This is a genomic window from Pseudomonas sp. WS 5059, from assembly GCF_012985525.1.
Lineage (GTDB): Bacteria > Pseudomonadota > Gammaproteobacteria > Pseudomonadales > Pseudomonadaceae > Aquipseudomonas.
This window is the reverse complement of record NZ_JAAQWO010000011.1, coordinates 40,195-54,048: the sequence shown is the minus strand read 5'-3', so window position 1 is coordinate 54,048 and position 13,854 is coordinate 40,195. Positions and strand designations below refer to the sequence as shown.

The 13,854-nt window shown below is 64.1% G+C and carries 14 protein-coding genes; 8 read left to right on the top strand and 6 right to left on the bottom strand.

Features of this window, described 5'->3' with window-relative positions; translation table 11 throughout:
* Positions 1 to 61 precede the first annotated feature (61 nt).
* A complete protein-coding gene (locus HBO12_RS26405) occupies positions 62 to 313 on the top strand; it encodes a type II toxin-antitoxin system HicA family toxin (protein WP_057439099.1) in 252 nt (83 codons plus the stop codon).
* Positions 310 to 675 carry a type II toxin-antitoxin system HicB family antitoxin gene (locus tag HBO12_RS26400; protein WP_169954779.1) on the top strand — a complete coding sequence of 122 codons (366 nt, stop codon included), beginning with the start codon at positions 310 to 312 and terminating at the stop codon, positions 673 to 675. Before HBO12_RS26405 ends, HBO12_RS26400 begins: the two co-directional genes overlap by 4 nt.
* 1 nt (position 676) lies before the next feature.
* Here the strand turns inward: HBO12_RS26400 and HBO12_RS26395 are convergent, their stop codons facing one another.
* Positions 677 to 1,849, bottom strand: coding sequence for an MFS transporter (locus tag HBO12_RS26395; RefSeq protein ID WP_169954780.1), 1,173 nt, complete (start codon positions 1,847 to 1,849; stop codon positions 677 to 679).
* Between the two features lie 131 nt (positions 1,850 to 1,980).
* Between HBO12_RS26395 and HBO12_RS26390 the strand changes: the two genes are divergently transcribed.
* A complete protein-coding gene (locus HBO12_RS26390; RefSeq protein ID WP_169954781.1) occupies positions 1,981 to 2,565 on the top strand; it encodes a TetR/AcrR family transcriptional regulator in 585 nt (194 codons plus the stop codon).
* Positions 2,566 to 2,587: 22 nt separating this feature from the next.
* Here HBO12_RS26390 and HBO12_RS26385 read toward each other — a convergent pair whose 3' ends face one another.
* The 4 genes from HBO12_RS26385 to HBO12_RS26370 all read right to left on the bottom strand — a co-directional run bounded on the left by HBO12_RS26385 (position 2,588) and on the right by HBO12_RS26370 (position 7,579).
* Positions 2,588 to 4,105 carry an MDR family MFS transporter gene (locus HBO12_RS26385; RefSeq protein ID WP_170043707.1) on the bottom strand — a complete coding sequence of 506 codons (1,518 nt, stop codon included), beginning with the start codon at positions 4,103 to 4,105 and terminating at the stop codon, positions 2,588 to 2,590.
* Positions 4,095 to 5,246, bottom strand: a complete 1,152-nt coding sequence (locus tag HBO12_RS26380) for an HlyD family secretion protein (RefSeq protein WP_169954783.1) — start codon at positions 5,244 to 5,246, stop codon at positions 4,095 to 4,097. The genes HBO12_RS26385 and HBO12_RS26380 overlap by 11 nt, the downstream gene beginning before the upstream one ends.
* Positions 5,243 to 6,721 carry an efflux transporter outer membrane subunit gene (locus HBO12_RS26375; RefSeq protein WP_169954784.1) on the bottom strand — a complete coding sequence of 493 codons (1,479 nt, stop codon included), beginning with the start codon at positions 6,719 to 6,721 and terminating at the stop codon, positions 5,243 to 5,245. The genes HBO12_RS26380 and HBO12_RS26375 overlap by 4 nt, the downstream gene beginning before the upstream one ends.
* Positions 6,722 to 6,835: 114 nt before the next feature.
* Positions 6,836 to 7,579 carry an AraC family transcriptional regulator gene (locus HBO12_RS26370; RefSeq protein WP_170043706.1) on the bottom strand — a complete coding sequence of 248 codons (744 nt, stop codon included), beginning with the start codon at positions 7,577 to 7,579 and terminating at the stop codon, positions 6,836 to 6,838.
* A 161-nt stretch (positions 7,580 to 7,740) separates the two neighbouring features.
* Between HBO12_RS26370 and HBO12_RS26365 the strand changes: the two genes are divergently transcribed.
* The 4 genes from HBO12_RS26365 to HBO12_RS26350 all read left to right on the top strand — a co-directional run bounded on the left by HBO12_RS26365 (position 7,741) and on the right by HBO12_RS26350 (position 12,108).
* Positions 7,741 to 8,541, top strand: a complete 801-nt coding sequence (locus HBO12_RS26365) for a glucose 1-dehydrogenase (RefSeq protein ID WP_169954786.1) — start codon at positions 7,741 to 7,743, stop codon at positions 8,539 to 8,541.
* Positions 8,534 to 10,360, top strand: coding sequence for a glycoside hydrolase family 15 protein (locus HBO12_RS26360; RefSeq protein WP_170043705.1), 1,827 nt, complete (start codon positions 8,534 to 8,536; stop codon positions 10,358 to 10,360). Before HBO12_RS26365 ends, HBO12_RS26360 begins: the two co-directional genes overlap by 8 nt.
* A gap of 163 nt (positions 10,361 to 10,523) precedes the next feature.
* Positions 10,524 to 11,138, top strand: a complete 615-nt coding sequence (locus tag HBO12_RS26355; RefSeq protein WP_262377086.1) for a GNAT family N-acetyltransferase — start codon at positions 10,524 to 10,526, stop codon at positions 11,136 to 11,138.
* 37 nt (positions 11,139 to 11,175) lie between these two features.
* Complete coding sequence (locus tag HBO12_RS26350) at positions 11,176 to 12,108, top strand: alpha/beta fold hydrolase (RefSeq protein ID WP_170043704.1); 933 nt, start codon at positions 11,176 to 11,178, stop codon at positions 12,106 to 12,108.
* Here the strand turns inward: HBO12_RS26350 and HBO12_RS26345 are convergent.
* Complete coding sequence (locus HBO12_RS26345; protein ID WP_170043703.1) at positions 12,078 to 13,046, bottom strand: GlxA family transcriptional regulator; 969 nt, start codon at positions 13,044 to 13,046, stop codon at positions 12,078 to 12,080. The genes HBO12_RS26350 and HBO12_RS26345 overlap by 31 nt on opposite strands.
* Positions 13,047 to 13,136: 90 nt before the next feature.
* Here HBO12_RS26345 and inhA point away from each other — a divergent pair, with 90 nt between their 5' ends.
* Positions 13,137 to 13,817, top strand: coding sequence for an isonitrile hydratase (inhA, locus tag HBO12_RS26340; RefSeq protein ID WP_170043702.1), 681 nt, complete (start codon positions 13,137 to 13,139; stop codon positions 13,815 to 13,817).
* Positions 13,818 to 13,854: the final 37 nt, after the last annotated feature.

The window sequence follows — 13,854 nt, the reverse complement described above, 5'->3', positions numbered from 1 at the left end:
CGTCCTATCATTGACGGATCAACGCATTTGCAACTACATTTAGTTACACGCAGGGAACGCCGTGTCCAAAAATGAAAAGCTGCTCGCCAAACTGCTCAACCTGCAGATGGCATTTACTTGGCCTGAGCTCGTCACGTTGCTGGGCTGGCTGGGTTATCGACAAATCGAAGGGGCTGGGAGCCGCGTCAAGTTCGACATTGGCGACCCGAGTGCAATGATCACCCTGCACAAGCCCCACCCTGGCAATGAGCTGAAGTACTACATTCGGCGCCAGATCATTGAACAGTTGGAATCAGGAGGCTTGATTCAATGAGCAACCAGTTGAGACACAAAGGCTACATCGGCTCCATAGAAGCCAGCGTCGAGGACAATTGCCTGTTCGGCAAGCTGCTGTTTATCCGCCCGCTGGTCAGCTACGAAGGCCAGACCGTGGCCCAGTTGGAAGCGGCCTTTCGCGAGGCCGTGGAGGATTACCTGGCTACTTGCCAGACCCTGGGCCAGACACCGGAAAAGCCCTGCAAAGGCTCGTTCAATGTGCGGGTCGGCCATGATCTGCACCTGGCCGCGGCCCTGGCGGCGACGCAGAAAAAGGTCACGCTCAACGACCTGACGCGCCAGGCGTTGCACGAGTTCCTGCGCCATCACGGTGCGGACAGTCACCCCGCCCTGGGGTGACTCATCCCAGGCGGCGGTAGCCCAACACCGCGGCCACCAACACCACCGCGCCGGCCACCAGCGCCACCCAGAACCCGCTGGGGGCGCCAGATTGGTCGATCATCCAGCCGGAACTGGCAGCACCGATGGCCACGCCGATGCTCAGGCCCGTGATCAGCCAGGTCATGCCTTCGGTCAGGCGGCTGGGTGGCACGACCCGTTCCACCAGGGCCATGGACACAATCAGCGTCGGCGCAAAAAACAGCCCGGAGACAAACACCGCCAGCGACAGCCCGAGAATGTCCCCCACCCACAACAACGGCAGGGTGGTCAACGCCGTGGCCAGGCCACACAGCAGGAACTGCCGGGGCAACGGCATGTGCAGTTTCAACGCGCCAAAGGCCAACCCCGCCAGGCACGAGCCAATGGCATACACCGACAGCACGATGCTCGCGGCAGCCGGCTGGCCCTGATGCTCGGCAAACGCCACGCTGACCACATCCACCACCCCGACAATGGTGCCCATGGCCATCAGCAGGATCATCAACACCAGCACCGAAGGTTGGGTGATCAGCCAGCGGCCATGCTGCTCAAGCTGTGCATGGACGGCAGGCTCCGTCTGTTTTTGCAGGACGAACGTGCTCACCCCGACCGCCAGCAAGGCCGCCCCCACCAGGGGCCCGGCTTCCGGAAACAGCAGCACACACAACCCCACCGACAGCGGCGGGCCGAGGATAAAACACACCTCGTCGAGCACCGATTCCAGGGCAAAGGCGGTTTGCAAACGCGGCTGGCCGCGATAGATCTCGGTCCAGCGCGCCCGCACCATGGCCGACATGTTGGGCATGCACCCGGCCAGGGCGGCAAAGATAAACAGAGTCCAGTCCGGCGCCTGCAAGCGGGTGCACAGCAATAGCAACAGCAACGCCCCCCCGCCAATCATCGCCGCCACCGGCAAGACACGGCCCTGGCCGTAGCGGTCCACCAGCCGTGAAACCTGCGGCGCGCAAAAGGCCGTGGCCAGGGCAAACGTCGCCGCCACCGCGCCCGCCAGCCCATAGCCGCCGCGAAGCTGCGACAACATGGTGATCAACCCGATACCGGTCATGGAAATCGGCATGCGGGCGAGCATGCCAGCCGATACAAAAGCCCTGGAGCCTGGCGCCTTGAACAGCTCGGCGTAGGGGTTTGCCATGGTGCGTGACCTCTTGCTGGGAGCCCTGGAGCTGGCCATCCGATGAAAGATATACGGTGCGTATGTGACAAATCATGAGTAATATACGCAGCGTATGTCAACCACTCACCTGCAAATAGCGAGCGTTTCCCATGAGCCGAGCCCGCGCCGAGATGATCGAACAAACCCGTGCCCGCCTGCTTGCCAGCGCCCGCCAGGCCTTTGCCGCCCAAGGCTTTGCCAATACCTCGATGGATGATTTCACCGCCCGCGCCGGCCTGACCCGTGGAGCGTTGTACCATCACTTTGGCGACAAAAAAGGCTTATTGGCGGCGGTAGTCGCGCAACTCGACGGCGAGATGGATCAACGTCTACAGCAGATCAGCGCCCAGGCCGAAAACCCCTGGGATGGTTTTTGCGAACGCTGTCGCGCCTATCTGCGCATGGCCCAGGACCCCGAGATCCAGCGCATCGTGCTGCAAGATGCACCGGCAGTACTTGGCGAAAACACCGCAGCCCAGCAGCAATGCATCCAATCATTGCGCGGGCTGCTGGAGGGGTTGATGCACGCCGGGCTGGTTGAACAGGCCCCCAGCCTGGCGCTGGCCCGATTGATCAATGGCAGCCTGGTGGATACGGCGCAATGGATTGCCCATGCCGAACGCCCGGACGAACGCCTGGAGCAAGCGCTGCAAGGCTTGGAGTTGCTGCTGCGGGGGCTGAAACCCAATCGCTGAATTGCTCAACCCGCGACAGCCATCAAGTGCGACGAAGCAGCAACGCCGCCACCGCACACAAGGTCAGCGCCACACACGCCAGGTAGAACGCGTCGCTGTAAGCCATCAAAAATGCCTGGTGCCGCACGCTCTGGTCGAGCAACTCCAGCACTTGCTGCTGCGGCCATTGCTCCTGCAACACGCCGCCGCCCGGCAAATGTTGCTGCAAAGCAGGTTCGAAAATGCTCAGCGACTCACCGATGCGCGCCGAATGCACCTGCTCGCGCACCACCACCAGTTGCGCCAGCAAGGCCGTGCCCACCGCACCGCCCAGGTTGCGCAGCATCGAGAACACCGCCGAGGCCGAACCGGACTGCGCCTTGGCCAGCCCATGCACGGCCAGCACCGACAGCGCCACCATGATCAGCGGCTGGCCAATGCCGCGCACCACGATCGAGGGGATGATCACGTTACTGGCGCTGTCTGCCGACAAATGCGCGCCCATCCAGCAGCCCAAAGCCATGATCGCAAAACCCGAAGCCACGAGGATTTTCGCGCTCAACCACTTCATCAGCCGCGGCAGGAACGGCGCCAGCACCAGTTGCACCAGGCCATAGGCAATCAGGCTGATGCCAATTTCGCTGGCGTTGTAGCCCTGCATCTGGGACAGGTAGTTGGGCACCAGAAATACCAGGCCATACGTACTGGCGCCGAAGATAAACATCGCCACGCTGGCGACGCCAAAGTTGTAGTGCGCCAACAACCGCAGGTTGATAAAACTCTTGCTGCCCCACAATTGCCGGCCGACAAAACCCACCAACCCCACTACCGCCGCCAGGCTCATCCACACAATAAAGGAGGAGCCGAACCAGTCCTTGCGCCCACCCTCCTCCAGCACGATCTGCAATGCCCCCAACCCCAGCACCATGCAGGCGATGCCCAGCCAGTCGCCCTGGCGCAGCAACCCAAGGTTCATCGGCTGGCGATCGATGGACCAGGCCACGGCCGCCAACAGGGCAACGCCGGGAAACAGTTGCAGGTAGAAGATCCAGCGCCACGAATAAACATCAGTCAGCCAGCCACCAATGGACGGCCCCGCAGCCTGGGCCACACTGTTGGCCAGGCTGAACAGCGCCATGCCCAGGGGGATCTTGCTGGCGGGCAACTCAGTGATGATCAACTGGAACGACAACGGAATCAGCACCGCCCCCGCCGCGCCCTGGATGACCCGGATGATGATCATCACCGGCAGGTTAGGCGCCATCGAGCACGCCACCGAGGCCACCAGAAACACCCCGGAGCCCCACAACATCACCCGCCGCAACGAAAACACCTGCACCAGCCAGGCAGTGAGCGGGATCATGATGATTTCCGCCACCAGATAGGCCGTGGAAATCCACGAACCCTCCTCGAACGTAGCCCCCAGGGCCCCTTCGATTTCCGGCAGGGCGGCGCTGGTGACATGCACGTTCATGCCGGCCATGAAACACCCGAACAAGCCACCGATCACCGCGACCCAGGCGCGAAACGATACGTTCGAGGTGCGTGCATCAGCCTCCATGGGAACCGTCCTGCTGGCTGGCCGGACGGGTGTCCACCGTGGCGATCACCGACATTCCCGGCAAGATGACGGGCGCATTCGCCGCGTCGGTCACCAGGCGGATCTTCACCGCAAAGCGCTGCACGATCTTGGTGAAATTGCCGGTGGCGTTGTCCGGCGGCAACAAGGCAAACACCGCGCCGGAACCGGGCGCGATGCTTTCCACCTGGCCGCGCCAGTGCTGGCCGGAAAAACTGTCCACCGCGATATCCACCGATTGCCCCGGCGCCATGTGTTGCAACTGGGTTTCCTTGTAGTTGGCGATCACATAGGCCTGCTCCACCGGCACCACCGCCAGCAACGGCAGGCCCGGCATCACGTACTGCTGGCGACGCACCTTGCGCTGGCCCACGACCCCATCGAACGGCGCGCGGATCGCCGTGTCATTCAAGGCGTTGCGGGCCAGGGCCAGTTTGGCCTGGGCCTCGCCCACCCGGGCCTGGGATTGGGCAATCCGCGCCTGGGCCTGTTGGCGGCGCGCCTGCAACACCTGGCACTGGGCCTGCTGCCGGGCCACTTGGGCACGGGCCTCGGTCACTGCCGCCAGCGCCTTGGCCTGGCCGGCACTGGCGGTTTCCAGGCGCTCACGGGTAGCAATCTGCTGGTCCACCAGGTCGCGATAACGCAGGAAGTCCAGGCGCGCACGATGAGCCTCGGCCTCGCTGCTGCTCAACGCAGCCTGAGCCTGGACGATGCGTTGCTGCTGCTCGCCCAGGCGTGCGTCCAGGGTATGCAGGCTGGACTGGCGCGCCGTCGCCGCAGCCCGGGCTTGCTGCAACTTGGCCTCGGTGCTGTGCAACTGTTCGATAAAGTCGCGGTCATCCAGGCGTACCAGCACATCCCCGGCCTTGACCGGCTGATTGTCCTCCACCAACACCTGGGCCACGTAGCCGGCGATGCGTGGGCTGATTGCCACCCAATCGGCGCGCACGTAGGCATCGTCGGTTTCTTCAAGGAATCGCCCCCATTGCCACCAATACCCGGCAAACAGCCCCAGCCCCAACAGCGTCGCCAGGGATGCGCCCGTCAGCAATGCACGGCGATGGCGTTGCATCAAGCTGGGAGTGGATTGCAGGATGGCGGGTTCAACAGCCTGGTTCATGGCGTGGCTCCAAGGGTCGCAAGGGGGATGGGTTGGGGGTGATCGTCACGTTGCCAGCCGCCACCTAGGGCCTGGAACAGGTCGATCTGGCGGTTGATCAAGCGCAGGTCGGCCTGGGCCAGGGTGGCCTGCAGGTTGACCAGGCTGCGCTCGCTGTCCAGCAGTTGCAGGGCATCGAGGGCGCCGGCCCGAAAACTGCGGTTGGCCAGCTCAAACGCCCGCTGGCTGCTGTCCAGCGCGGCTTGCAGGGCCTGGCGGCGTTGCTGTTCGCCCTGATACAGGGCCAGGGCTTGCTCGACCTGTTTCAAGGCATTGAGTACCGTGCCGTCAAAACGCGCCTGGGCCTCGCGCGCCTGGGCCCGGCGCTGGCCCACCTGGGCCTGGGCAACGCCGCGATGGGGAAAGCGCCAGGACAGCAACGGCCCCACGGAATACACCAGCGCCTCACTGTCCCCCAACTTGCCCAGGCTGCTGGCGGAAGACTCCAGCGCGGCACCGAACGTCACCCGCGGATACAAATCTGCGCGCGCGACACCGATGGCCAGCGTGGCCGCTTGCAGTTGGCGCTCGGCACGCCGGATATCGGCACGCCGCTGCACCAGCGCCCAGCCGTCCCCCACCGGCAGCGGCGCCTGCAATTGCGGGGGCCGGGCACAGCTGTTACGGGCCACGTCCTGGGGCGCCACCCCACTGAGCACCGCCAATTCATACAGGGCGGCCTGACGGCGGGCAGTCAATATCGGCAACGGCGCACGGGTTTCTTCCAGCAGGCCATCGAGGCGCGCCAGGTCCAGCGCCGTCGCCGCCCCGGCTTTCTGCAACGTGCGGGTGACTTCTACACTGCGCTCCAACACTTGCACCGAATGACGCTGCACCTGGCGGCTGAACTCATAGACGCAGGCCTGGCCATAGGCGCGGGTGATCTGCGCGGCCACCGTCACCCGCCATTCATCTTCCAGCGCGCGCGCCGCATCCGCATCGGCGCGGGCGGCGGCCAGGCGATAACGCACCTCGCCCCACAGGTCCAGGGTGTAGCTCAGGGCGAATCCGGGCGTATGGCTCCATTGGGCGTCGGCATGTTTACCGCTCGCCTGGGCCAGGGTCTGGTCGTCTCGGCTGCGGCCATAGCCCACGCCGTAGGTCAGCAGGCTCGAGGGTTGGCGCTCGCTGTCGACCTGTTCCAGGCGGGCCAGCAACGCGTCGACATGGGCGGCGGCAGCCTCCAGGTCTTTGTTGTGGCTCAAGGCCTGCTCGACCAGCCGGTCCAATTGCGGGTCGCGGTACAACTGCCACCAGCGCTGGGGCAGCGGCTGGGTGGCCGAGCCACTGGACAATTGCGGCGCCGCCTGGGCTGTCAACTGCGCGGCTGGCTCGTCGGGCAGGCCGCTGCATCCGGCCAGCGCGCCCAGCAGAAGCAGGGTCAGGGATGCCGGGGATCGATGGCTAGTGGGTGGATGAACGACAAGGCTGGGCATCACAAAGCTCGCTGAAGAATGAGCTTTGCAGATTAGGCATGCACCCTGGCGGATTCGCCCGCGCCAGGGCCATGTATCGTCGCCAAATGGACAATTGGGTTACATGAAGCAACATCAGGCCCCGGGACGGAAATGACTCGGCGGATACCCCAGCGAACGACGGAACATCGCGCTGAACGCGCTCGGGCTCTGGTAACCATGCTCCAGCGCCACCTCCAGGATCGAAGCGCCCTGGGCCAGCAGCTTCAGGCTCAGGGCCAGGCGCGCACGCTTGCGCCACTCGCCAAAGCTCATGCCCAGTTCCCGCTGGAAAATCCGGCTCAGGGTGCGCGCGCTCATGTTCAGGGTCTCGGCCCAGGACTCCAGGCTGCTGTCATCGGATGGGTTGCGGATAAACCGGTTACATAGCCGGGCCAAGCGCGCTTCGCCGGGAACCGGCACATGCATGGCCACCACCGGTGCAGCCAGCAGCTCCATGCGGATCAACTCCACCATGGCCTGCAAGCGTGGGCTGTTCTGGCCGGCGATCTGTGTGGCGGCCACGATCAGCTCGCGCAGCAGGGCCGAGACCTCGATCACCTGGCAGGTCCGGCCCAGGCTTGGCTCCACCTCAGGTATCAGGAACAAGGTGCGCATGTGCACCTCGCCGGCCATACGGATCTCGTGGGGCGTCCCGGCGGGCACCCACAACGCATGCCCGGACGGCACCAGCCAACTGCCCTGGGCGGTGCTGACCACCATCACTCCGGTGACCCCGTGAATCAGTTGCGCCTGGGTATGACAATGGGGGTGGACCACTTCGTCGTTGCGGTAGTTGTCGGCATAAGCCTCAAGCCAAGGCCGGTGCGCAGTTGTCATGGGCAGCGTCTCACGTCATCAAGCCGCTGATTCTAACCAAAAGCCCGCTGGCGAAAACGATAGATATAGACAGCCATCGTCGCATTTCAGACAAGCCGCTGAACTTGTGCCGCGCACCATCAGTCAGCTCAATGGACTCCTGAAGAAAGGTTGGGTGGACAATGCGCATCTCGTTGGAACAACAAGTGGCCGTGGTCACCGGGGCCAGCTCCGGCATTGGCGCGGGCGCCGCCAAAGCGTTGGCCGCCGCCGGCGCGGCGGTGGTGGTGAACTACAACAGCCAGGCAGAACCCGCCCAGGCCCTGGCCGCGCAGATCAACCAGGCCGGTGGCCGGGCCCTGGCGATCGGTGCCGACGTGTCCAGGGAGGCCGATGTCGAGCGCCTGTTTGCGCAAACCCTCGACGCCTTCGGCCACCTGGACATCCTGGTGGCCAACTCGGGCCTGCAGAAAGACGCCGCCATCAGCGACATGACCCTTGAGCAATGGAACGCGGTGATTGGCGTCAACCTCACCGGCCAGTTCCTCTGCGCCCGCGCCGCCTTGCGCATTTTCAACCGCCAGGGTGTGCGAGTCGGCGTATCGCGGGCCGCCGGCAAGATCATCCATATGAGTTCGGTGCACCAGTTGATCCCCTGGGCCGGCCACGTCAATTACGCGGCCTCCAAGGGCGGCGTCGAGATGCTGATGCGCAGCCTCGCCCAGGAAGTCAGCCACCAACGGATCCGCATCAACGGCATCGCGCCGGGGGCGATCCGCACGGCCATCAACCGCGCCGCCACCGAGGGCGATGCCGAGCAGCAGTTGCTCAAACTGATCCCCTATGGCCGCGTTGGCGACGTGGAGGATGTGGCCAACGCCGTGGTCTGGCTGGCCAGTGATGCGTCCGACTATGTGGTGGGCAGCACCTTGTTTATCGACGGCGGCATGAGCCTTTATCCGGAGTTCAAAGACAATGGTTGATCTGAAAAACGAAGCGCAAAGCGCCATCGACGCCCACGGCATCATCGGCGACATGCGCAGTGCAGCGCTGATCAACGACCAGGGCAGCATCGATTTTTTCTGCTGGCCGGAATTCGACAGCCCGTCGATCTTCTGCTCACTGCTAGACTCCCCCGCCGCCGGGATCTTCCAGCTCACCCCAGACCTGCCCGAGGCGCGCCGCGAACAAATCTACCTGCCGGACACCAACGTCCTGCAAACCCGCTGGCTGAGCGATGAGGCGGTGGTGGAAATCACCGACCTGCTGAGCATCAGCGACGACGTCGACGACCTGCCCCTGCTGATCCGCCGCGTGCGGGTGGTGAGCGGCAAGGCCACCTTGCATATGCGCTGCGCGGTACGCCATGACTATGCCCGGGCGCCCACCCGGGCTACGGCGGATAAGACCGATGTATGTTTCCAAGCCCCGGGCCTGCCCGGCCTGCGCCTGGCCAGCAGCCTACCGGTACAGATCGAGGACGATGCCGCGGTCGCCTGCTTTACCCTGGACCAGGACCAGGGCGCCGAATTTGTCCTTGGCGGCCTCGACGATGTGCGTGTCGACAGTGGCGGCACCGACCTGTGCCTGCAACGCACCCTGCAGTTCTGGCGCGGCTGGCTGGCGCAGTCCAACTACCGTGGCCGCTGGCGGGAAATGGTCAACCGCTCGGCCCTGGCCCTGAAGCTTTTGACCTCGCGCAAACACGGGGCGATCCTCGCAGCGGCCACCTTCGGCCTGCCCGAAAGCCCCGGCGGCGAGCGCAATTGGGACTACCGCTACACCTGGATCCGCGACGCCTCGTTCACCGTCTATGCCTTTATGCGCCTGGGGTTTGTCCAGGAAGCCAATGACTACATGCGCTGGCTGCGCGGGCGCGTCAGCGACTGCTGCGGGCAGCCGATGAAAATCAATATCCTGTATGGCATCGACGGCCGCCAACAGCTGCCGGAAACCGAGTTGACCCACCTCAACGGCCACGGCGGCGCGCAACCGGTGCGCATTGGCAACGAGGCCTTTGACCAGGTGCAACTGGATATCTTTGGCGAACTGATGGACGCGGTGTACCTGGTCAACAAGTACGGCGAGGCCATCTCCCATGAAGGCTGGAAACACACCCTGGAAGTGGTGGACCAGGTGTGCGAAACCTGGAACCAGAAAGACGTCGGCATCTGGGAGATGCGTGGCGAGCAGCATCACTTCCTGCACTCGCGGCTGATGTGCTGGGTGGCGCTCGACCGGGCGATACGCCTGGCCTCCAAACGCTCGCTGCCGGCCCCGTTCGCCCGCTGGGACCAGACCCGCCAGGCGATTTATGAAGATATCTGGAGCAACTTCTGGAACGCCGAACGCGGGCATTTCGTGCAGCACATCGGCAGCACTGCACTGGATGGGTCGATGCTGTTGATGCCCCTGGTGCGCTTCGTGGCGGCTACCGACCCGCGCTGGCTGTCGACCCTGGAGGCCATCCAGAAAAGCCTGGTGCGCGACGGCATGGTGTACCGCTACCGCAATGACGACAGCCAGATTGACGGCTTGCAAGGCACAGAGGGGGCGTTTACCGCCTGTTCATTCTGGTACGTCGAATGCCTGGCCCGCGCGGGGCAAGTGGAAAAGGCCCACCTGGAGTTCGAGCAACTGCTGCGCTATGCCAACCCGCTGGGGCTGTATGCCGAAGAGTTCGACAGCCAGGCACGGCATCTAGGCAACACGCCCCAGGCCTTGAGCCATTTGGCGCTGATCAGCGCGGCGACGTTTCTGGATCGCAAGTTGAGTGGGGAAAAAACCGTGTGGCAACCTTGAGAATCGAGCAGCGAAGTGAAACCCTTATAGAAGCTATCAGGCAACCTCCACATTGGCTGCACCGACGCCATCGCTGCCTCGCTAAAGCTCGACCGCTCCACCTTTGATCTTTGCTACCTTGAGCAAGCTATCTGCCTGCCCCTCCTGTATTCAAGGAACGAATATGAACCCGCCCCTGGCGCCCGACAATGTTCAGTCGATACCCATGCCAACCGCGCCACACCACAGGGATGTGTTCCCCACCCTGCACACTGAACGTTTGCACCTGCGGGAGTTGACCCCCCACGACGCCCCGGCGCTGTTCGCGATCTATCGCGACGCCGAGGCCATGCCCTGGTTTGGCATTGATCCCATGACCGATGTATCCCAGGCCCACGCCCTGATCGCCACCTTCGCTCAATGGCGGACCCAGGCCAATCCGGGCACGCGCTGGGGTCTGGAATGTGAAGGCAGGTTGATTGGCACCTGTGGGCTGTTCAAATGGAATCGCCAGTGGAACAGCTGCGCCCTGGCCTGCGAGCTGGCACCGGCGGCCAGGGGCAAAGGCTTGATGAACGAGGCCCTGGGCAGCGTGCTCGATTGGGGCTTTGCGCAGATGCAACTGCATCGTGTCGAAGCGCTGGTTCATCCGCGCAACCTGCCGTCCCAGGCGCTGCTGGGGCGCCTGGGTTTTAGCCGCGAAGGCGTGCTGCGCGAGGCCGGGTTTTGGGCGGGGCGTTATCAGGACCTGCACGTGTTTTCGCTGCTGGCCCATGAACACGCAAAGGTTTCGCGCTAAAGTCCAGGCTCCCTGCTGTGACCCTAACGGAGTCCCAATGAGCCCCTCGATCGCGCTGCTGTATATCCGCACTCCCATGCTCGATATCGCCTACGAAGCCCATGGCCCGGCCGACGGCGAAGTGGTGATTCTGCTGCACGGTTTTCCCTATGACCCTCGCGGCTACGATGCCATCGCGCCGGTGTTGGCCGAGGCTGGCTATCGCGTGCTGGTGCCTTACCTGCGCGGCTACGGCCCGACCCGTTTTGCCCACGCCCAGGTAATGCGCTCCGGCCAACAGGCGGCGCTGGCCAAGGACCTGCTGGATTTCATGGACGCCCTGTCCATCGACCAGGCAGCCCTTGCTGGTTATGACTGGGGCGGGCGCGCCGCGTGCATTGTCGCGGCGCTTTGGCCCACGCGCGTACGCTGCCTGGTCACAGGTGATGGCTACAACATTCAGGACATTGCCAAGTCCGTCCAGCCACGCGCGCCGGTCACGGAGCATCGGTTGTGGTACCAGTTCTATTTCCACACCCAACGGGGTGTCGATGGCCTGACCGCCAACCGCGGCGAGCTGTGTGAACTGCTGTGGTCACTCTGGTCGCCCTCCTGGGCCGAGGGGCCGAGCCTTTACCCGCAGACGGCGCCCTCGTTTGATAACCCGGACTTTGTGGAGGTGGTGATCCACTCCTATCGCCATCGTTTCATGTATGCCGAGGGTGATCCGGCGCTGGAAGGGATTGAACAGGCGCTGGTGCAGCCGCCGCCGATTTCGGTGCCAAGCATTTCGCTGTGCGGCGCCGACGACGGTGTCGGCCCGGCTCCCGAGGTGGATGACGACGTGGGCAATTTCAGCGGATTCTATCGACGCCGGGTGCTCGCCGGGGTGGGCCACAATATTCCCCAGGAAGCACCGCAGGCCACCCTCGATGCATTGTTTGAACTGCTGGAGCAGACTCACGCCGGCGCCGCAAACCGCTCGCGATAAAGCTGCGGGGTGATCGACAACGCGCGGATAAAACTGCGGCGCATGGTTTCTTCGCTGCCAAAGCCGCATTGCGCCGCGATGCGCTTGATTGCCACGGTGCTGTCGGCCAGTTGCCGGCGTGCGGTTTCCACGCGGATCAGTTCCACCGCCCGGGCCGGGGTCTGGCCGGTTTCAGCGCGGTAATGGCGTACGAAGCTGCGTTCGCTCATGCCACACGCAGCCGCCAGGGTCGGGATGTTCAAGTTAAGGTGCAGGTGCTCGGCAATCCACGCATGCAATTGGCTGAAGCGGCTGCCGCCCTCTTGCAGGGACAGGGTGACGCTGAACTGCGACTGCCCACCGGGTCGCTTGAGAAACACCACCAGGTGCCGCGCCACTTCCAGGGCCACTGCGCGGCCCAGGTCCTGTTCCACCAGGGCCAGGCACAAATCGATACCGGCCGTGACTCCCGCCGAAGTCCAGAGCGAGCCCTGCTGGATAAAGATCGGGTTGGCCTCGACCCGCAGCCTGGGGTATTTAAGCGCCAGTTCCTCGCAGCGCGTCCAGTGGGTGGCGACACGGCAGCCGTCCAGCAGGCCACTGGCGGCCAACAGGAAGGCACCGGTACACACCGAGGTGATGCGCCGCGACTGCTTGGCTTTTTGCCGCACCCACTCCACCAGTTGCGGATCATCGGCCGCCCCATACACGCCCCAGCCACCAGCGATCACCAGGGTGTCGCAAGGCGTATCGGCGGCAGGCAACGGCTCGGCCACCAGGGCCAGGCCGGCAGAAGTCATCACCGGCTCGGCCTGGGCGGCAACCACGTTGACCGCATAGGGCAACGGCAAACCTTGCTGGCGTGCCAGGTCGTTGGCCGAGGCAAACACTTGCAACGGCCCGGTGACGTCGAGTACCTGCACGTTGGCAAAGGCCAGCACATGGATGATTTTCGGCATGATTGGCGTGATTCGTGGGCTCAATGGCGTATGCGCCAAAGCCTAGGCCACTAGAGTGAAGCCGTCCATCCCCTCTCCTGGAGTTTCACCATGACCTTGCAGATCGGCTTTGTGTTGTTCCCCGGCATCCAGCAACTGGACCTCACCGGCCCCTACGACGTACTGGCGTCATTGCCGGATGTGAAGTTGCACCTGATCTGGAAAGACTTGGCGCCGATCACTTCCAGCAGCGGGTTGGTGCTGTCGCCGACCATCACCTACGACCACTGCCCGGCGCTGGATGTGATCTGCGTACCGGGCGGCTCGGGGGTTGGGCCGCTGATGGAAGATGAGCCGACCCTGGACTTTCTGCGGGCACAATCCCAGACCGCGCGCTATGTGACGTCGGTGTGTACCGGCTCGCTGGTGCTGGGAGCGGCGGGTTTGCTGCGCGGGCGGCGGGCCACCACGCATTGGGCCTATCACGAGATGCTGGCCACTTTGGGCGCGACTGCGGTGCAGGAGCGTGTGGTACGCGACGGCAATCTGTTCACCGGGGGCGGCATCACGGCGGGGATCGACTTTGCCCTGACCCTGGCCGCCGAGCTGTACGGCGAGGCGGCGGCGCAGTTGGTGCAATTGCAGCTTGAATATGCGCCAGCCCCGCCCTTCAATGCCGGCCGCCCGGACACCGCGCCACGGCCGGTGCTGGACGAGGCGAATAAGCGTACCGCTGAATCACGCAAGACCCGGGGCGAAATTGCCGCACGGGCGGCGGCGCGGCTGGGCTGAAGGCCGGACGCTTTTCCCTTGTGGGAGCTGGCTTGCT

Bases quoted from the DNA above. Each gene is read 5' to 3' on its own strand.
- HBO12_RS26355 (WP_262377086.1), top strand. From the start codon at position 10,524: ATGAACCCGCCCCTGGCGCCCGACAATGTTCAGTCGATACCCATGCCA.
- inhA (WP_170043702.1), top strand. From the start codon at position 13,137: ATGACCTTGCAGATCGGCTTTGTGTTGTTCCCCGGCATCCAGCAACTG.
- HBO12_RS26380 (WP_169954783.1), bottom strand. From the start codon at position 5,246: ATGAACCAGGCTGTTGAACCCGCCATCCTGCAATCCACTCCCAGCTTG.
- HBO12_RS26395 (WP_169954780.1), bottom strand. From the start codon at position 1,849: ATGGCAAACCCCTACGCCGAGCTGTTCAAGGCGCCAGGCTCCAGGGCT.
- HBO12_RS26345 (WP_170043703.1), bottom strand. From the start codon at position 13,046: ATGCCGAAAATCATCCATGTGCTGGCCTTTGCCAACGTGCAGGTACTC.
- HBO12_RS26385 (WP_170043707.1), bottom strand. From the start codon at position 4,105: ATGGAGGCTGATGCACGCACCTCGAACGTATCGTTTCGCGCCTGGGTC.
- HBO12_RS26365 (WP_169954786.1), top strand. From the start codon at position 7,741: ATGCGCATCTCGTTGGAACAACAAGTGGCCGTGGTCACCGGGGCCAGC.
- HBO12_RS26370 (WP_170043706.1), bottom strand. From the start codon at position 7,579: ATGACAACTGCGCACCGGCCTTGGCTTGAGGCTTATGCCGACAACTAC.
- HBO12_RS26390 (WP_169954781.1), top strand. From the start codon at position 1,981: ATGAGCCGAGCCCGCGCCGAGATGATCGAACAAACCCGTGCCCGCCTG.
- HBO12_RS26360 (WP_170043705.1), top strand. From the start codon at position 8,534: ATGGTTGATCTGAAAAACGAAGCGCAAAGCGCCATCGACGCCCACGGC.
- HBO12_RS26400 (WP_169954779.1), top strand. From the start codon at position 310: ATGAGCAACCAGTTGAGACACAAAGGCTACATCGGCTCCATAGAAGCC.
- HBO12_RS26375 (WP_169954784.1), bottom strand. From the start codon at position 6,721: ATGCCCAGCCTTGTCGTTCATCCACCCACTAGCCATCGATCCCCGGCA.
- HBO12_RS26350 (WP_170043704.1), top strand. From the start codon at position 11,176: ATGAGCCCCTCGATCGCGCTGCTGTATATCCGCACTCCCATGCTCGAT.